Source organism: Streptomyces sp. NPDC003691 (assembly GCF_053981115.1).
The window spans coordinates 1-15,286 of record NZ_JBSFNQ010000050.1; the positions used below are offsets into that span (position 1 = coordinate 1).

General features: G+C 74.2%; 14 protein-coding genes. 10 read left to right on the forward strand and 4 right to left on the reverse strand.

From position 1 onward, the window contains the following. Window positions 1-129: 129 nt before the first annotated feature. Together ACWDR0_RS22575 and ACWDR0_RS22580 are read right to left on the reverse strand one after the other, a co-directional pair. A complete protein-coding gene (locus ACWDR0_RS22575; RefSeq protein WP_456353534.1) occupies window positions 130-1,272 on the reverse strand; it encodes an NADH-quinone oxidoreductase subunit D in 1,143 nt (380 codons plus the stop codon). A gap of 100 nt (window positions 1,273-1,372) precedes the next feature. Further along, window positions 1,373-2,359: an SAM-dependent methyltransferase gene (locus ACWDR0_RS22580; protein ID WP_456353578.1), complete on the reverse strand. Its 987-nt coding sequence runs from the start codon at window positions 2,357-2,359 to the stop codon at window positions 1,373-1,375. 478 nt (window positions 2,360-2,837) lie between these two features. On the opposite strand from ACWDR0_RS22580, the gene ACWDR0_RS22585 reads away from it, so the two are divergent. The 3 genes from ACWDR0_RS22585 (at window position 2,838) to ACWDR0_RS22595 (ending at window position 5,515) form a co-directional block, all read left to right on the forward strand. Further along, window positions 2,838-4,034: a sensor histidine kinase gene (locus ACWDR0_RS22585; protein WP_456353535.1), complete on the forward strand. Its 1,197-nt coding sequence runs from the start codon at window positions 2,838-2,840 to the stop codon at window positions 4,032-4,034. Between the two features lie 128 nt (window positions 4,035-4,162). Next, window positions 4,163-4,840 (forward strand): response regulator transcription factor, encoded by a 678-nt coding sequence (locus ACWDR0_RS22590; protein ID WP_456353536.1) that lies wholly within the window; start codon window positions 4,163-4,165, stop codon window positions 4,838-4,840. Window positions 4,841-4,912: 72 nt separating this feature from the next. Further along, window positions 4,913-5,515, forward strand: a complete 603-nt coding sequence (locus ACWDR0_RS22595) for an AAA family ATPase (RefSeq protein ID WP_456353537.1) — start codon at window positions 4,913-4,915, stop codon at window positions 5,513-5,515. 106 nt (window positions 5,516-5,621) lie between these two features. Here the strand turns inward: ACWDR0_RS22595 and ACWDR0_RS22600 are convergent, their stop codons facing one another. Then, the gene (locus tag ACWDR0_RS22600) at window positions 5,622-6,749 is read right to left on the reverse strand and encodes a DUF5937 family protein (RefSeq protein WP_456353538.1); all 1,128 of its coding nucleotides are present in this window, start codon (window positions 6,747-6,749) and stop codon (window positions 5,622-5,624) included. Between the two features lie 91 nt (window positions 6,750-6,840). On the opposite strand from ACWDR0_RS22600, the gene ACWDR0_RS22605 reads away from it, so the two are divergent. Together ACWDR0_RS22605 and ACWDR0_RS22610 are read left to right on the forward strand one after the other, a co-directional pair. Continuing rightward, entirely contained in the window at window positions 6,841-7,035 is a 195-nt protein-coding gene (locus ACWDR0_RS22605) for a hypothetical protein (RefSeq protein WP_456353539.1), read from the forward strand. Window positions 7,036-7,278: 243 nt separating this feature from the next. Then, entirely contained in the window at window positions 7,279-7,599 is a 321-nt protein-coding gene (locus ACWDR0_RS22610; RefSeq protein WP_456353540.1) for a hypothetical protein, read from the forward strand. 15 nt (window positions 7,600-7,614) lie between these two features. Here ACWDR0_RS22610 and ACWDR0_RS22615 read toward each other — a convergent pair whose 3' ends face one another. Continuing rightward, the gene (locus tag ACWDR0_RS22615) at window positions 7,615-8,817 is read right to left on the reverse strand and encodes a threonine aldolase family protein (RefSeq protein ID WP_456353541.1); all 1,203 of its coding nucleotides are present in this window, start codon (window positions 8,815-8,817) and stop codon (window positions 7,615-7,617) included. 199 nt (window positions 8,818-9,016) lie between these two features. Here ACWDR0_RS22615 and ACWDR0_RS22620 point away from each other — a divergent pair, with 199 nt between their 5' ends. Genes ACWDR0_RS22620 through ACWDR0_RS22640 form a run of 5 tightly spaced genes read left to right on the forward strand, consistent with a single transcriptional unit; the run spans window position 9,017 to window position 15,057 of the window. Continuing rightward, window positions 9,017-10,042, forward strand: coding sequence for a Rossmann-like and DUF2520 domain-containing protein (locus ACWDR0_RS22620; protein WP_456353542.1), 1,026 nt, complete (start codon window positions 9,017-9,019; stop codon window positions 10,040-10,042). Continuing rightward, window positions 10,039-11,211: a pantoate--beta-alanine ligase gene (panC, locus tag ACWDR0_RS22625; RefSeq protein WP_456353543.1), complete on the forward strand. Its 1,173-nt coding sequence runs from the start codon at window positions 10,039-10,041 to the stop codon at window positions 11,209-11,211. The genes ACWDR0_RS22620 and panC overlap by 4 nt, the downstream gene beginning before the upstream one ends. Continuing rightward, window positions 11,208-13,172: an L-aspartate oxidase gene (locus tag ACWDR0_RS22630; protein ID WP_456353544.1), complete on the forward strand. Its 1,965-nt coding sequence runs from the start codon at window positions 11,208-11,210 to the stop codon at window positions 13,170-13,172. Before panC ends, ACWDR0_RS22630 begins: the two co-directional genes overlap by 4 nt. Then, window positions 13,169-14,257 (forward strand): carboxylating nicotinate-nucleotide diphosphorylase, encoded by a 1,089-nt coding sequence (nadC, locus tag ACWDR0_RS22635; protein WP_456353545.1) that lies wholly within the window; start codon window positions 13,169-13,171, stop codon window positions 14,255-14,257. The genes ACWDR0_RS22630 and nadC overlap by 4 nt, the downstream gene beginning before the upstream one ends. After that, on the forward strand, window positions 14,257-15,057 hold the full coding sequence (locus tag ACWDR0_RS22640; protein WP_456353546.1) for a type III pantothenate kinase: 801 nt from the start codon (window positions 14,257-14,259) through the stop codon (window positions 15,055-15,057). Before nadC ends, ACWDR0_RS22640 begins: the two co-directional genes overlap by 1 nt. Window positions 15,058-15,286 lie beyond the last annotated feature (229 nt).

The following is a 15,286-nucleotide window of genomic DNA, read 5'->3' on the forward strand; positions in this document are numbered from 1 at the left end:
CCTGCTCGTCGCCGCGACGGACCTGCTGAACCGGCACTGGGCCACCGGCCAGTCGTCGCTGGAGGACCAGCATCTGGGGGCGCTGCTGGCCTGGTCCGGGGCCCCGCCGCTGTTCCGTGTCCGGCCGCGCTACTTGTCGATGTCGCCGACGACGAAGAACAGCGACCCCAGGATCGCCACCATGTCGGCGACCAGCGTCCCCGGCAGCAGTACGGCCAGCGCCTGGATGTTGTTGTACGAGGCCGAACGCAGCTTCAGCCGGTACGGCGTCTTCTCGCCCTTGGAGACCAGGTAGTAGCCGTTGATCCCGAGGGGGTTCTCCGTCCAGGCGTACGTATGGCCCTCGGGCGCCTTCAGCACCTTCGGCAGCCGCTGGTTGACCGGCCCCGGCGGCAGACCGGCGAGCCGGTCCAGACAGGCGTCGGCCAGGTCCAGGGAGTTGTGCGTCTGGTCCAGCAGTACCTCGAAACGGGCCAGGCAGTCGCCTTCGGCCCTGGTCACGACCTTCAGGGTGTCCGCCAGCTCCCCGTACGCCAGATAGGGCTCGTCCCGCCGGAGGTCGAAGTCGACACCCGAGGCCCGGGCGATCGGCCCGCTGACCCCGTACGCGTGCACCGCGTCCGCGCCGAGCACCCCGACGCCCCGGGTACGGCCCCGGAAGATCTCGTTGCCGAGCACCAGCTTGTCGTAGACGTCCATCCGGGACCGGACATCGGCCACCGCCGCCCGCACCCGGCCCGCCCAGCCCGCCGGCAGGTCCTCCTTGAGCCCGCCGACCCGGTTGAACATGTAGTGCATCCGGCCGCCGGAGACCTCCTCCATCACGGTCTGGAGCTCCTCGCGCTCCCGGAAGGCATGGAAGACGGGCGTGATGCCGCCCAGCTCCAGCGGGTAGGAGCCGAGGAACATCAGATGGTTGAGCACCCGGTTCAGCTCGGCCAGCAGGGTCCGGATCCAGACCGCGCGCTCCGGCACCTCCATGCCGAGCATCCGCTCCACGGCCATCACGACGCCCAGCTCGTTCGAGAACGCCGACAGCCAGTCGTGGCGGTTGGCCAGCATGATGATCTGCCGGTAGTCGCGGGCCTCGAAGAGCTTCTCGGCACCGCGGTGCATATAGCCGACGACGGGTTCGGCCTGCTGGACGATCTCGCCGTCCAGTACGAGGCGGAGCCGGAGCACCCCGTGGGTGGACGGATGCTGGGGCCCGATGTTGAGCACCATGTCGGTGCTTTCCGCGGTCCCGCCGAGGCTGAACGTCGTCTCCGTCATGCGCTCAGTATCTCCCGCCGCGCGCCACGGCCTTTCCCGGTTCCCAGGCCGCCCGCCGGGGGCATTCCCCGGTCCCCTCCCTGGTCCCTTCCCCGGCCGGTCACCCGGCCCGATCCGCGAGCCCGCCCCCGGCCCGTTCCGTGCTCCGTTCCGGTCCCGCCCCGGCCCCGGACGGCGGGGGTACGGGCTGCCGCAGCCAGAGGAAGTCGCCGAGACCGCCGCGGGCAAGCAGCTCCGCCGCCTCCCCAGCCGCCGACAGCGCCCGCAGATACGCCCCGGGATCCGCGGAGGCCAGCGCCAGCGGCGGCCGGGCCGCGGTGATGCCAAGACCGGCCAGGGCCTCGCGCTGGGTGGTGAGCCGGGCCCCGGGCAGGGCGCAGGCGTCCAGGGCGACGTGCGAGGTCAGATCGCAGCTGCCGTCCGGTACCGGGGGCACCTCGCGCCCCGCGCGGAATCCCGTCAGGGTGCCGTACGGGGGCCGGGCCCCCGCGAGGTGCCCGTAGTCGACCGCGACCGCGAGACCGGCGCGCAGGGTCCCGACGGCCGCCGCCCACGCCTCGTCGCGCGGGCGGCCGATCTCGGCCCGCGACCCGGGCCCCTCCGGCGGCCACCAGCGGTCCAGCCAGTCGGCGTCCGGGCCGGTGACGGGCGGGCCGGGCCGCTCGCCGCCGTCGGCGCGGACCAGGACCAGCCGCGGTACGCCGTCCTCACCGGTCTCGGCGATGTCGACGGGCACATTGTCGAGCCACTCGTTCGCGAAGAGCAGCCCGCTCACCCCCTCGGGCGGCGTGTCCGTCCAGACGATCCGCGGATCCAGCCCCGCGGGCCGGGGCGCCAGCTCCACTGCGTACGCCCGTACCGCGAAGCCCTCGGGGAGCGCCGCCAGCACCCCGGTGACCAGCTCGCCCCGGCCCGCGCCCAGGTCGACGAAGGCGGGCGGACCGGCGGCGGGGTCCAGCGCGGCGGCCGTCTCCACCAGGAGCCGGGCCACGGCGGACGCGAAGAGCGGCGAGGCGTGCACGGAGGTCCGGAAGTGCCCCGCGGGCCCCTCGGGCCGCAGATAGAACCCGCCGGGCGCGCCGTACAGGGCCCGCTCGGTGGCCTCCCGCCAGGTGGCCCAGCCGCCTCCGGCGGCGGCCCGGTCCGCCGCGGGTTCTCCCGGCTCCCCGGGGCCCGGGGAGCCGTCCCGGGGACCGCCGGAGGCATCCCCCGGCGGGGCACCGGCCGGCCCGTCCCCGGAGGCCCGGCCCGCCGTCCCCGGGGTCCGGCTTTCTTCCGGGTGACATCCGCCTTCGCCGGCGCTCACCGGCCGGGTCTCTCTTTGGTCACCACTGTCACCGGTCACCACAGTCACCGCCGTCCCGGGCGGCCGGAGCGACCGCCGCCCGCCCGGCCCGCTCAGCCGTCCGGCCCGCACGGCTCCGACCAGGGGAATCGTCCGCCATACCGATCGTCTCCTCGTCCGCCACGACCAGCAGTCTCCACCTTGCGGAGTATGTCCTCACAGCCGGGATCGCTCTGGCGGTTGACCCCTACACCTGTCGGTCTTCCCTACGCTGGGTTACGTGCAGCGTCTCTATGACTTCCTCCGCAGACACCCCACGGGCGTCGACGCCTTCTGGGCCGTCGTCCTCCTGGGGTTTTCGGTTCTGGCGTGGGCCGACCCGGTCGGCCCGGGCGAGCAGTCATGGCTGATTCTGCCTCTGGGGCTGGGGATGGGCGTCGTGGTGGCGCTCCGCCGCCGGGCCCCGGAGAAGATGCTGGTGCTCGCCGCCGTCATCGGTGTCGTCCAGCTGGTGACCGGTGTCCCCCTGGGCCCCGGCAACTTCGCCATGCTGGTGATCATCTACACCGTCGCGGCCCAGTCCGGTCTGCGCTGGGCCTCCCGGTTCGCCCTGATCGGCGGATTGAGCGCGGCCACTTTCGCTCAGATCCGCTGGCCGCAGCCGGACACCACCGCCCTCGGCCAGATCTTCTTCACCATCATCCTGACGGTGCCGTTCGCCCTCGCCTGGGTCCTCGGCGACTCGGTCAGGACCCGGCGCGCCTACTTCGCCCAGCTGGAGGAGCGGGCCCACCGGCTGGAGAAGGAGCGCGAAGCGCAGTCCAAGGTCGCGGTGGCCGCCGAGCGGGCCCGGATCGCCCGGGAACTGCACGATGTCGTCGCGCACAACGTCTCCGTGATGGTGGTCCAGGCCGACGGCGCCGCCTATGTCCTGGACGCCGCCCCCGACCAGGCCAAGCAGGCCCTGGAGACCATCTCCACCACCGGCCGCCAGGCGCTGGCGGAGATGCGGCGGCTGCTCGGCGTACTGCGCACCGGCGACGACCCGGAGGGCGGGGAGTATGTGCCGCAGCCCGATGTCGGGCAGATCGAAGACCTGGTCGAACAGGTCCGCCGATCGGGCCTGACGGTCGACTTCAAGATCGAGGGGACGCCGCGGCAACTGCCGAGCGGCGTCGAGCTGACGGCGTACCGCATCGTCCAGGAAGCCCTGACGAACACCCGCAAGCACGGCGGCCCCGAGGTGGGGGCCAGCGTCCGGCTGGTCTACTTCGACGACGGACTCGGGCTGCTCGTCGAGGACGACGGCCGCGGTGCGACGCACGAGCTGTACGAGGACGGCGGCGCGGACGGACAGGGCCACGGGCTCATCGGTATGCGCGAACGCGTCGGTATGGTCGGCGGCACGCTGGACGCCGGGCCGCGCCCCGGCGGGGGCTTCCGGATCAGCGCGCTGCTCCCCCTCAGGACGGCCTGACCGGCCGGCCCGGCCGGGGCGCCGCACCGGCCCGCCCCGGTACCGGCACCGCACCGGCCAAGCACCGCACCGGCCGGCGACAGACAGAAGAGCACGACGGCTCACTACAGATAGAGGATCCTTCAGACATGTCCATCCGGGTGATGCTCGTCGACGACCAGGTACTGCTGCGGACCGGATTCCGGATGGTGCTCGCCGCCCAGCCCGATATGGAGGTCGTCGCGGAGGCGGGGGACGGGGCCGAGGCGATCGACATCCTCCGCGCCACCGCCGTCGACGTGGTCCTGATGGACGTCCGGATGCCGAGGCTGGACGGGGTGGAGGCCACCCGGCGGATCTGTGCCGAGCCGAACGCGCCCAAGGTGCTGATCCTGACCACCTTCGACCTCGACGAGTACGCGTTCTCCGGGCTGAAGGCCGGGGCCAGCGGGTTCATGCTCAAGGACGTACCGCCGGGAGAGCTGCTGGCGGCGATCCGCTCCGTGCACAGCGGGGACGCGGTGGTCGCGCCCTCGACCACACGACGGCTGCTGGACCGGTTCTCGCCCATGCTGCCGAGCCGCGGGGCCGAGCCCGCCAACAAGGACCTGGACCGGCTCACCGACCGCGAGCGCGAGGTGATGCTGCTTGTCGCGCAGGGCATGTCGAACGGCGAGATCGCGGCCCGGCTGGTGCTCTCCGAGGCCACCGTGAAGACGCATGTCGGCCGGATCCTGACCAAGCTGGGCCTGCGGGACCGGGTCCAGGTGGTGGTGCTGGCCTACGAGTCCGGCCTGGTCCGCGCGGGCGGCGGCCCGACCCGCTGAGACCCCGGCCGCTGGGACCCCGGCTGCCCGGATCCGGCCCCGGGGCGGGGCGCCGGGCTTAGGGTCGGGGGCATGCTGCTGTGGATCAACGGGCCCTTCGGGGGCGGCAAGACCCAGACCGCTTTCGAGCTGCGGCGCCGGCTGCCCGGCAGCTTCGTCTCCGACCCCGAGCGGGTGGGCTTCGGGCTGCACGGGATGACCCCCCGGTCCGTACGCGCCGACTTCCAGGACTACCCGGCCTGGCGCCAGGGAGTGTTCGAGGCCCTCGACCGGACGCTGCGGGAGTATCCCGGCACCGTCATCACCCCCATGACGGTGGTCGAGCCGCGCTACTTCCGCGAGACGGTCGGCAGACTGCGCGAGGCCGGGCACGAGGTGCACCACTTCGCGCTGCTCGCGGAGCGGGAGACGGTCCTCCGGCGGCTGCGGGAGCGCGGTCTCGGGCGGGGGCTGAAGAGCGAGAGCTTCGCCGTGGGCATGCTCGACCGCTGTCTGGACGGGCTGCGGGATCCGCTGTTCGCCGAGCACATCCGGACCGACGCGATCGGGGTGCCGCAGGTCGCCGACCGGATCGCGGCCGCCGCCGGGCTGACGCTGCGGCCGAACACGGACGGCCCGCTGACCCACCGGCTGCGCAAGGCCTGGACGGGCCTGCGGCATATCCGCATCGTCTGACCGGCGACCGGCGACCGGCGACCGGCGACCGGCGACCGGCGACCGGCGACCGGCGACGGGCGACCGGCGACGGGTGACCGGTGACCGGCGGCTTCCGCGGCGCTCCTCAGCGGAGTACGGCCTCCAGGAAGTCGCTGCCCAGCCTGGCGACGACGGCCACATCGAGCTGGTGCAGCACATAGCGGCCCCGGCGCCGGGTGGTGATCACCCCGGCCTTCTTCAGTACGGCCAGATGCCGGGAGACCTCGGGAGCGGTGATGCCGTGCGCCTCGGCCAGCTCGCTGGTGGTGTACGGGGTGCGGGCCAGATTGCGGCAGAGCTGGATGCGCATGGGGTGCGCGAGGGCCTCCATCCGGAGCTTCAGCAGCTCGACGGAGCCCGGCCCGGTGAATTCGGCGCCCCCGCCGACCGGGTAGAGGATCACCGGCCGCCAGGCGGGTGCGTGCAGCACCAGCAGATGGGGCCGGCCGAAGGCCGAGGGGACGAGCGTCAGCCCGGTGCCGACGGCCGGGTCCACCGCCGTGGTCCGGCCGGAGACGAGCTTGTCGACGGTGATCCGGGTCAGGCCCTCGTCCACCGAGACCGCGGGCGACACCGTGTGCAGCGCCTCGGCGAGGCCCTTGTGGCGCAGGATCTCCGCCTTGTGCCGGGCGTCAGCCGCGAGCTGCGGCGCCACCCGGCGCCAGGCGTCCGCGAAGAACGCCTCGTCGCAGTCCTCCAGCAGCCTGCGCAGCCAGGCCCGGAAGGCCGGGAGGTCGCCCAGCAGCTGCCGGGCGGCGGCCAGCACCTGGGGCCCGCGGGCGGCGGCCAGCGCCAGGGTCCGGTCCCGGTACACCGGATCGCCCAGCACATCGCCGCCCTTCCCGTACGACATACCGCAGGTGAAGTCGAGGGCGGCACCGGCGAACCGCTCGTCGTCGAGCCGGTCCATCAGGTCCAGCTCCTCGGCGAGCACCGCCCCCGGCCGCCGCGGGGTGGACAGCAGCCCGGCGAAGGGCATCAGCACATCGGAGTGGGTGGTCTGCCAGAGGAACCCGGCCTCGTGGAGACGGTCCGCGAGATCGGGGGAGAGCCCGGCGGCGGTGGCGGTCACCCAGCCGTGGAGCCCCGGATGGTGCCCGGGCGTGGACAGTGCGTGCAGGGCCATCCCCAGCTCCGCGAGGGGGGATATCTCGAAGGCGATGTGCTCCCGGGGCAGCCCGGCGATGTCGATGGTGACGCTCACGCACCCCATTCTGCGGGGCCGCCGGACGGCCCGGACAACGGTTGACGGGGGTCGTCAATCGACGTGACGGCGGTGCGGGGACGGGCGGAGCGTGAAGGACATGAACGCACTCCACCAGCACATGATCGACAGCTATCGGGCCACCGGCCACGGCACCCGTATCCCGCCCCGCCCGGGCACCCTCGACTGGCAGGCCGCTCGCGAACTCGTCTCCCAGGCCGCCCTGCCCCGCCGCCGGAGACGCTCCCTGCGGGAGCGCTGGGCGGGACGGCGCGGCCGGGGGGAGCCGGGGTGAGCGCACCCCGGGTCCCGTACGGGACGGGTCCGTACGGGGCCCGGGGTGCGCGGGGTCCGCAGCCCGTCCGGGCGGGACGGCCGTACGACCCGCGAGGCGCTGTTCAACGGCCGCCCCGGTCCCGCGGCTCCGGCCGCGGGCCCGCCCGGCGCGGCGGGCCTGTCGGACGGGCGTGCCATGCTGGCCGCGGCCGGGACCGGTGGGCGGGGTCGGACACGGCCCGAGAGATCAGGGGAGATACGGATGGATGCCGACTACTACGGGGCCGACAGCGAGAACGGGGACCGGATCGCCGACCCGTCGGAAGACGCGCTGTTCATGATGATCGGCGACCTCGACGAGTCCGGGAACACCTTCCTCCATATCCGGCCCGACGGGCCCGCCCCGGCCTGGTCCGCCACGGTGACCCTGGTGGGCACGGCGAAGGGGAACGTCTACGAGGTCGTCCGGCGCGACAGCGGGCGCAACGAGCACGAGGTCACCGTCTCGTCCGACCCCGACGACATCGCCCGCGGACTCACCATCTGGATGGCGGGCCGCGGCCTTCGCGGACCGAACGGCTGAACCACCCGCATCCGCTCAGCCGCCTGCCCGCCTGCCTGCCCGCCCGCATCCGCTCAGCCCGGCCGGCCGGCCCGCGGCTTCCCGGACCACCCGGGTCATGAAGTCCGCCACCGCCTCCTTCACATCGGTCTCCGTCCACTCCAGGCCCGCCCCGGTGACCGTCACCTCGGCCGCCGACACCCCCGGCACCCGGGGCTCGTCGGACCAGAAGTGGAAGAGGGTCGTCCCGCTCTCCTCCGACTGGGCGAGGGAGGCGGCGAGGAGCACCTCCGCCGGGTAGGGCAGCAGCACCGTGAACTGATGGGTGTGCGGTATGCCCGGGTGGACCCGGAACCAGGGCGCGGGCGACTCCGCGAAGGCAGCCGTCAGGGCGGCCGCGACCATCTTGGCCCGGGCCACGTACGAGGGGAGCTTCGGCAGCTCCCGCTCCAGACCGACGAGCGCCGCGAGCGCCGCCGGGAACTGCTGGAACAGCGTGCCCCCGTAGCGGTGGCGCCAGGCCCGGGCCTCCGCGGCCAGCTCCTCCGGGCCCGCCAGTGCCGCGCCCGAGAAACCGCCCAGCGACTTGTAGAACGACACGTACACACTGTCGGCGAGGGCCGCGATCTCGTGCAGCGGGCGGCCGAAGTGCGGCGGGCACTCCCACAGCCGCGCCCCGTCGAAGTGGACCACCGCGTCCCGCTCGCGGGCCGCCGCGGTGACCTCCGCCAGCTCCTCCCAGGACGGCAGGACGAACCCGGCGTCCCGCAGCGGCAGCTCCAGCATCAGGGCCCCGAACGGCTCCTCGAAATCACGGACCTCCCCGGCCGTCGGCAGCCGGGGCTCCGCCGTCGGATGCACCGTGCGCAGCCCGCTCAGCACCTGGAACGCGTCCCGCTCGTGCAGCTCGGGATGGGACATCGGATGCAGCGCCACCACCGGGCTGCCCGTCCGCCCGGCCCAGCAGCGCAGCGCGACCTGCTGCGCCATCGTGCCCGTCGGGAAGAAGACCGCGGCGGGCAGCCCCAGCAGCCCGGCCACCCGCTCCTCCAGCTCCCCGACCACCCCGTCGCCGTACCAGTCGGGACGGGTGTCCAGGTCGGTCACCCCGCCCGCCGCGGCCGACAGCGCCGCGAGATGCTCGCCCATCGTCAGCTCCACGGGGCGGCGGCAGAGCGTACGCTCCGCCGCCCGCCAGGCGGCCCGCCGCCGAGCTTGAAGATCCTTGTCGTCCGGCACTTCCGAGACCCCCGTCCAGATCAGTGCGAGCCCGCGCGGACACGGCGCGTCGACACGGCGCGTCCACCCGGATCCCGGCGGATCCGCCGCCGGGCCGTTCGCGATCACTTCGATGATTCACCAGTCCGCAATCACCGTCCACGCCTGTGGATAACTCGCCTGTGGACAACCGGAGGGGCGCCGACAGGGCTGGCGTAGCATGACGGAACATCGTCCGGTACCCCCCGCGGACTGGAACGGAAGGCCCCACCGCGTGAACGCTTCAGCCCCCCAGCAGCAACCGCCCGACCCCCGCGACCGCCCCGCCCGGCTGACCGTGGGCGTCGTCGGCGCAGGCCGGGTCGGACCCCCGCTCGCCGCCGCTCTCCGCCTCGCCGGACACCGTCCCGTCGCGGTCTCCGGAGTCTCGGACGCCTCCCGGCGCCGAGCCGCGGAGCTGCTCCCCGACGTTCCGCTGGTCCCGCCCGCCGAGGTGCTCGCCCGCGCCGAGCTGGTCCTGCTGACCGTCCCGGACGACGCGCTGCCCGCGCTGGTCGAAGGACTGGTCGGCACCAGCGCCGTCCGCCCCGGTCAGCTCCTCGTCCACACCTCCGGCCGGTACGGCACCGCGGTGCTCGACCCGGCGACCCGGGCCGGAGCGCTCCCGCTCGCCCTCCATCCGGCGATGACCTTCACCGGCACCGCCGTGGACGTCCAGCGGCTGGCGGGCTGCTCCTTCGGGGTGACCGCGCCCGAGCAGCTGCGGCTGGCCGCCGAGGCGCTGGTCATCGAGATGGGCGGCGAGCCCGAGTGGATCGCCGAGCAGGCCCGTCCGCTCTACCACGCCGCGCTCGCGCTGGGCGCGAACCACCTGGTCACCCTGGTGGCCCAGTCGATGGAGCTGCTCCGTGCCGCGGGTGTCGCCGCCCCCGACCGGATGCTCGGCCCCCTGCTCGGTGCCGCCCTCGACAATGCCCTGCGCTCGGGTGACGCGGCTCTTACCGGGCCCGTCGCCCGCGGTGACGCCGGTACGGTCGCGGCGCATGTCGCGGAGTTGCGCAAGCACGCCCCGGGGACGGTCGCCGGTTATCTGGCGATGGCCCGCACCACCGCGGACCGCGCCCTGGCGCACGGACTGCTCAAGCCCGAACTGGCCGAGGACCTGCTCGGTGTGCTGGCCGACGGCCGGGACCACCGCGACGGCGGCCGGGAGGACCGCGACGGGCAGGAGGGCGAGCGCCCATGAGCCGCGACCCCGGCCGGACCCCCGCCGAGTCACCGACGGCCCCCGAGGCTCCCGGGACCCTCAGGGCCCCCGAGGCATCCACGGCACCCACTGCACCCACTGCACCCACTGCACCCACTGCACCCACGGCACCCACGGCACCCGGGACACAGACCGTGCCCGAGGTGCCCGAGGGCCTTGTCCTGCTCCGGACCAAGGCGGAGCTGGCCGCGTACAACGCCGCCCCCGCCCCCCGTACCGCCGTCGTCATGACCATGGGCGCCCTCCACGAGGGCCACGCCACCCTGGTCCGCACCGCCAGGTCCCGGGCCGGTGCGGGCGGCCGGGTCGTCGTCACCGTCTTTGTGAACCCCCTCCAGTTCGGCGTGGGCGAGGACCTCGACCGCTACCCCCGCACCCTCGCCGCCGATCTGGTGGTCGCGGCCGCGGCCGGCGCGGACGCCGTCTTCGCCCCCTCCGCCGCCGAGATGTATCCCGGCGGCCGGCCGGAGGTCCGGATCACCGCGGGCCCGATGGGCGAGCGCCTCGAAGGCGCCAGCAGGCCCGGACACTTCGACGGCATGCTGACCGTCGTCGCCAAGCTCCTCCAGCTCACCCGCCCCGAGGTGGCCCTCTTCGGCCAGAAGGACGCCCAGCAGCTGGCGCTGATCCGCCGGATGGCCCACGATCTCGACTTCCCCGTGGAGATCGGCGGGGTGGAGACGGTCCGGGAGGCCGACGGCCTGGCGCTGTCGAGCCGTAACCGCTATCTCTCCGCCGCCGAGCGGCACACCGCGCTCGCCCTGTCCGCCGCGCTGTTCGCCGCCCGCGACCGGCTCGCCGCCCAGCAGGCCCTCTATGCCAGAGCGGCCTCCGGCAAACACCCCCAGGCCCGGGCCGAGGCGCTGTCGAAGATGGGCGAGGCCCGCGCCGCCGCCGATGCCGCGGCCGTCGCCCACGCGGGCCCCGGCGGTGCCGACGCGGTCCGGGCCGCCGCCCGTACCGTGCTCGACGACGCCGGTCGCGCCACCCCGCCGCTGACCGTCGACTATCTGGCCCTCGTCGACCCCGCCGACTTCACCGAGGTCCCCGACGACCACCGGGGCGAGGCCGTGCTCGCCGTCGCCGCCAGAGTCGGCAGCACCCGGCTGATCGACAACATCCCGCTGAGCTTCGGAGCCACCCCGTGACCGCCAGCCCCCGCCCCCCGGCGCCCCCCGCCCCCGGGATACGGCTCGACGCGCCCGCGCCCGGCTGGGCGATCGACGCCGATGTCGTGGTGGTCGGCTCCGGCGTCGCCGGACTTACCGCCGCCCTGCGCTGTGCCGCCACCGGCCTGTCGACCGTCGTCGTCACCAAGGCCCGGCTCGACGACGGCTCCACCCGCTGGGCCCAGGGCGGCATAGCCGCCGCCCTCGGTGAGGGCGACAGCCCCGAGCAGCATCTCGCCGACACCCTGGTCGCGGGCGCGGACCTGTGCGACGAGGAGGCCGTGCGGCTGCTCGTCACCGAGGGCCCGGACGCCGTCCGCAGACTGATCGCCTCCGGCGCGCACTTCGACACCTCCCCCGAGACCGGCGAGATCGAACTGACCCGCGAGGGCGGCCACCACCGCCGCCGGATCGCCCACGCGGGCGGCGACGCGACCGGCGCCGAGATCTCCCGCGCCCTGGTCGAGGCGGTCCGTACCGCCGGACTGCGCACCATCGAGAACGCCCTGGTGCTCGACCTCCTCACCGACGCCGCCGGGCGGACCGCGGGCATCAGCCTCCATGTCATGGGCGAGGGCCAGCACGACGGCGTCGGCGCCGTCCGCGCCCCGGCGGTCGTCCTCGCCACCGGCGGCATGGGCCAGATCTTCTCCGCCACCACCAACCCCGCCGTCTCCACCGGCGACGGTGTCGCGCTCGCCCTGCGCGCCGGAGCCGAGGTCTCCGACCTGGAGTTCGTCCAGTTCCACCCCACCGTGCTCTTCCTGGGCGCGGGCTCGGAGGGCCAGCAGCCGCTGGTGTCCGAAGCGGTACGGGGCGAGGGCGCCCATCTCGTCGACGCGTCCGGCACCCGCTTCATGCTCGGACAGCACGAGCTGGCCGAACTGGCGCCCCGGGACATCGTCGCCAAGGCGATCATGCGGCGGATGCGCGAACAGGGCGCCGACCACATGTACCTCGACGCCCGCCACTTCGGCGCGGAGATGTGGGAGCACCGCTTCCCGACCATCCTGGCCGCCTGCCGGGCCCACGGCTTCGACCCCGTCACCGAACCGATCCCCGTCGCCCCCGCCGCGCACTACGCCTCCGGCGGCGTCCGGACCGATTCGTACGGCCGGACCACCGTCCCCGGTCTGTACGCCTGCGGGGAGGTCGCCTGTACGGGCGTTCACGGCGCGAACCGCCTCGCCTCGAACTCCCTCCTCGAAGGCCTCGTCTTCGCCGAGCGCATCGCCGCCGACATCGCCACGGACACGGCCACGGCCCCGGACAGCGCCCCGGACACGGCCCCGGACACGGCCGGTACCGCCGACAGCGCCGGGACCACCGGCACCACCGGCACCACCGGTGCGGCGCCCCCCGCCGCCCCGACCGTCCTCCCGCTGATCGACCCCGGCGCCCGCCCCCGGATCCAGCGGATCATGTCCCTCGGCGCGGGTGTCCTCCGCTCCGCCGCGAGCCTCACGGAAGCGGCCCGCGCGCTCGAAGCGATCCGGGCCGAGGCCGAGCCCGCGCCCGGCCGCGCGGCACCGGGAACCGGCGGCCACCCCGCCCCGGCCCCCGCTCCCGCCGCCCCGGCCCCCGATTCCGCCCCCGGCCCCGATTCCGCCCCCGGCCCCGATTCCGGACCGGGTTCCGGCTCCGGCCCGTACCCGGACCCGTCCTCCGCTACGGTCTCCGGTACGGTCAAGCCCGCCGTCCCCGGTGTTGACGCCTGGGAGACCACCAACCTCCTCTGCGTCGCCCGGGTCCTGACCGCCGCCGCGCTGGAACGCGAGGAGACCCGCGGCTGTCACTGGCGGGAGGACCGGCCCGACCGCGACGACACGGCCTGGCGGCGCCATCTGGTGATCCGTCTCGCCCCCGACCGGACGCTCGTCGTCCACCGCACCGAGAGCACCGCTCTCCCCCCGACATCCTCCAGGGAGCACCAGCCGTGAGCACGCCCGAAGAACGTCCGGTCCCCGTGGACGTACCCCTGATCCAGATCGGCACCGCCGCCTCGGCGGGCGGCGGCTGCGGGGACGCCTGCGGCTGCGGCCACGGCGGCTCGGCGGACGGCGGACCGGACGACGAGATGTACGAGTGCGGGCTGGACCCCGCCCTCGCCGTCCTGCTCGCCGAGGCCGGGCTCGACCCCGTCCAGGTCGAGGACATCGCACATCTCGCGCTCAGCGAGGACCTCGACGGCGGGCTGGACGTGACGAGCACGGCCACCGTCCCCGCCGACGCCGTCGCCACCGGCGACTTCACGGCCCGCGAGGCCGGCACGGTCGCGGGGATCCAGATCGCCGAGGCCGTGCTCTCCATCGTCGCCACCGACGAGTTCGAGGTCGAGCGGCACGTCGCCGACGGCGACCGCGTCGAGGCCGGGCAGAAGCTCCTCTCGGTCACCACCCGCACCCGGGAACTGCTCACCGGCGAGCGCAGCGCCCTCAACATCCTCTGCCGCCTCTCCGGTATCGCGACGGCCACCCGCGCCTGGGCGGACGCCCTGGAAGGCACCGGCGCCAGGGTCCGCGACACCCGTAAGACCACGCCCGGACTGCGCGCCCTGGAGAAGTACGCGGTGCGCTGCGGCGGCGGGGTCAACCACCGGATGTCCCTCTCGGACGCGGCCCTGGTCAAGGACAACCACGTGGTCGCGGCGGGCGGGATCGCCGAGGCGTTCAAGGCCGTACGGGACGTCTTCCCCGGCCTGCCGGTGGAGGTCGAGGCCGACACCCTGGACCAGGTCCGGGAGGTCGTCGAGGCGGGCGCGGACCTGATCCTCCTGGACAACTTCACCCCGGAGCAGACGGCGGAGGCCGTGGCCCTGGTCGCGGGCCGGGCGACGCTGGAATCCTCCGGCCGCCTCACCCTCGACAACGCCCGCGCCTACGCGGACACCGGCGTCGACTATCTCGCGGTGGGCGCGCTCACCCACTCGGCGCGCATCCTCGATATCGGTCTCGACCTGCGGGAACCCGATCCCGCCCCGGCCGGTGCCGACGCCCCCGCGGACCCCCGTGAGGCCGGTGCCTGATGCTGCTCACCATCGATGTCGGCAACACCCATATGGTTCTGGGCCTCTTCGACGGCGAGGAGATCGTCGAGCACTGGCGCATCTCCACCGACGCCCGCCGCACCGCCGACGAGCTGGCGGTCCTCCTCCAGGGGCTGATGGGCATGCACCCCCTGCTCGGGATGGAGCTGGGGGACGGCATCGAGGGCATCTGCATCTGCTCGACGGTCCCCGCCGTCCTCCACGAGCTGCGGGAGGTCACCCGCCGCTACTACGGGGACGTGCCGGCCATCCTCGTCGAGCCGGGCGTCAAGACCGGTGTGCCTGTCCTCACCGACCACCCCAAGGAGGTCGGTGCCGACCGCATCATCAACTCCGTCGCGGCGGTCGAGCTGTACGGCGGTCCGGCGATCGTCGTCGACTTCGGTACGGCGACGACGTTCGACGCGGTCAGCGCGCGCGGGGAGTACGTCGGCGGGGTCATCGCCCCGGGCATCGAGATCTCGGTGGACGCGCTCGGCGTCAAGGGCGCCCAGCTCCGCAAGATCGAACTGGCCCGGCCGCGGAGCGTCATCGGCAAGAACACCGTCGAGGCCATGCAGTCCGGCATCGTCTACGGCTTCGCGGGACAGGTCGACGGCGTGGTGCACCGGATGAAGCGCGAGCTGTCCCCGCAGGACCCCGACGAGGTCACCGTGATCGCGACGGGCGGGCTGGCGCCGATGGTGCTGGGGGAGTCGTCGGAGATCGACGAGCACGAGCCGTGGCTCACCCTGGTCGGGCTCCGTCTGGTCTACGAGCGCAACATCACGCGGCTGTAGTCCGCCCGCGCCCTGCCCCGGTCGTTCCCGGGCGCGCTCGTCCCGGCCGCGGCCGTTCCGCGTCCTGCCCCGGTTGCCCCGGGCCCGGCCGTCCCCGCCGCGGCCGTCCCGGTACCGGTCGCCCCTGCCCCGAGCCGCCTCCGAAGGGACGCGCCCGGGGAATGGGAATAGCCCGATATTGCCGAAAAGTGCCCGTATCGTCAGGCCATGCCCACGCCTTACGGATCCC

Bases quoted from the DNA above. Each gene is read 5' to 3' on its own strand.
- ACWDR0_RS22590 (WP_456353536.1), top strand. From the start codon at position 4,163: ATGTCCATCCGGGTGATGCTCGTCGACGACCAGGTACTGCTGCGGACC.
- ACWDR0_RS22605 (WP_456353539.1), top strand. From the start codon at position 6,841: ATGAACGCACTCCACCAGCACATGATCGACAGCTATCGGGCCACCGGC.
- ACWDR0_RS22640 (WP_456353546.1), top strand. From the start codon at position 14,257: ATGCTGCTCACCATCGATGTCGGCAACACCCATATGGTTCTGGGCCTC.
- ACWDR0_RS22575 (WP_456353534.1), bottom strand. From the start codon at position 1,272: ATGACGGAGACGACGTTCAGCCTCGGCGGGACCGCGGAAAGCACCGAC.
- ACWDR0_RS22595 (WP_456353537.1), top strand. From the start codon at position 4,913: ATGCTGCTGTGGATCAACGGGCCCTTCGGGGGCGGCAAGACCCAGACC.
- ACWDR0_RS22600 (WP_456353538.1), bottom strand. From the start codon at position 6,749: ATGGGGTGCGTGAGCGTCACCATCGACATCGCCGGGCTGCCCCGGGAG.
- ACWDR0_RS22610 (WP_456353540.1), top strand. From the start codon at position 7,279: ATGGATGCCGACTACTACGGGGCCGACAGCGAGAACGGGGACCGGATC.
- panC (WP_456353543.1), top strand. From the start codon at position 10,039: ATGAGCCGCGACCCCGGCCGGACCCCCGCCGAGTCACCGACGGCCCCC.
- ACWDR0_RS22620 (WP_456353542.1), top strand. From the start codon at position 9,017: ATGACGGAACATCGTCCGGTACCCCCCGCGGACTGGAACGGAAGGCCC.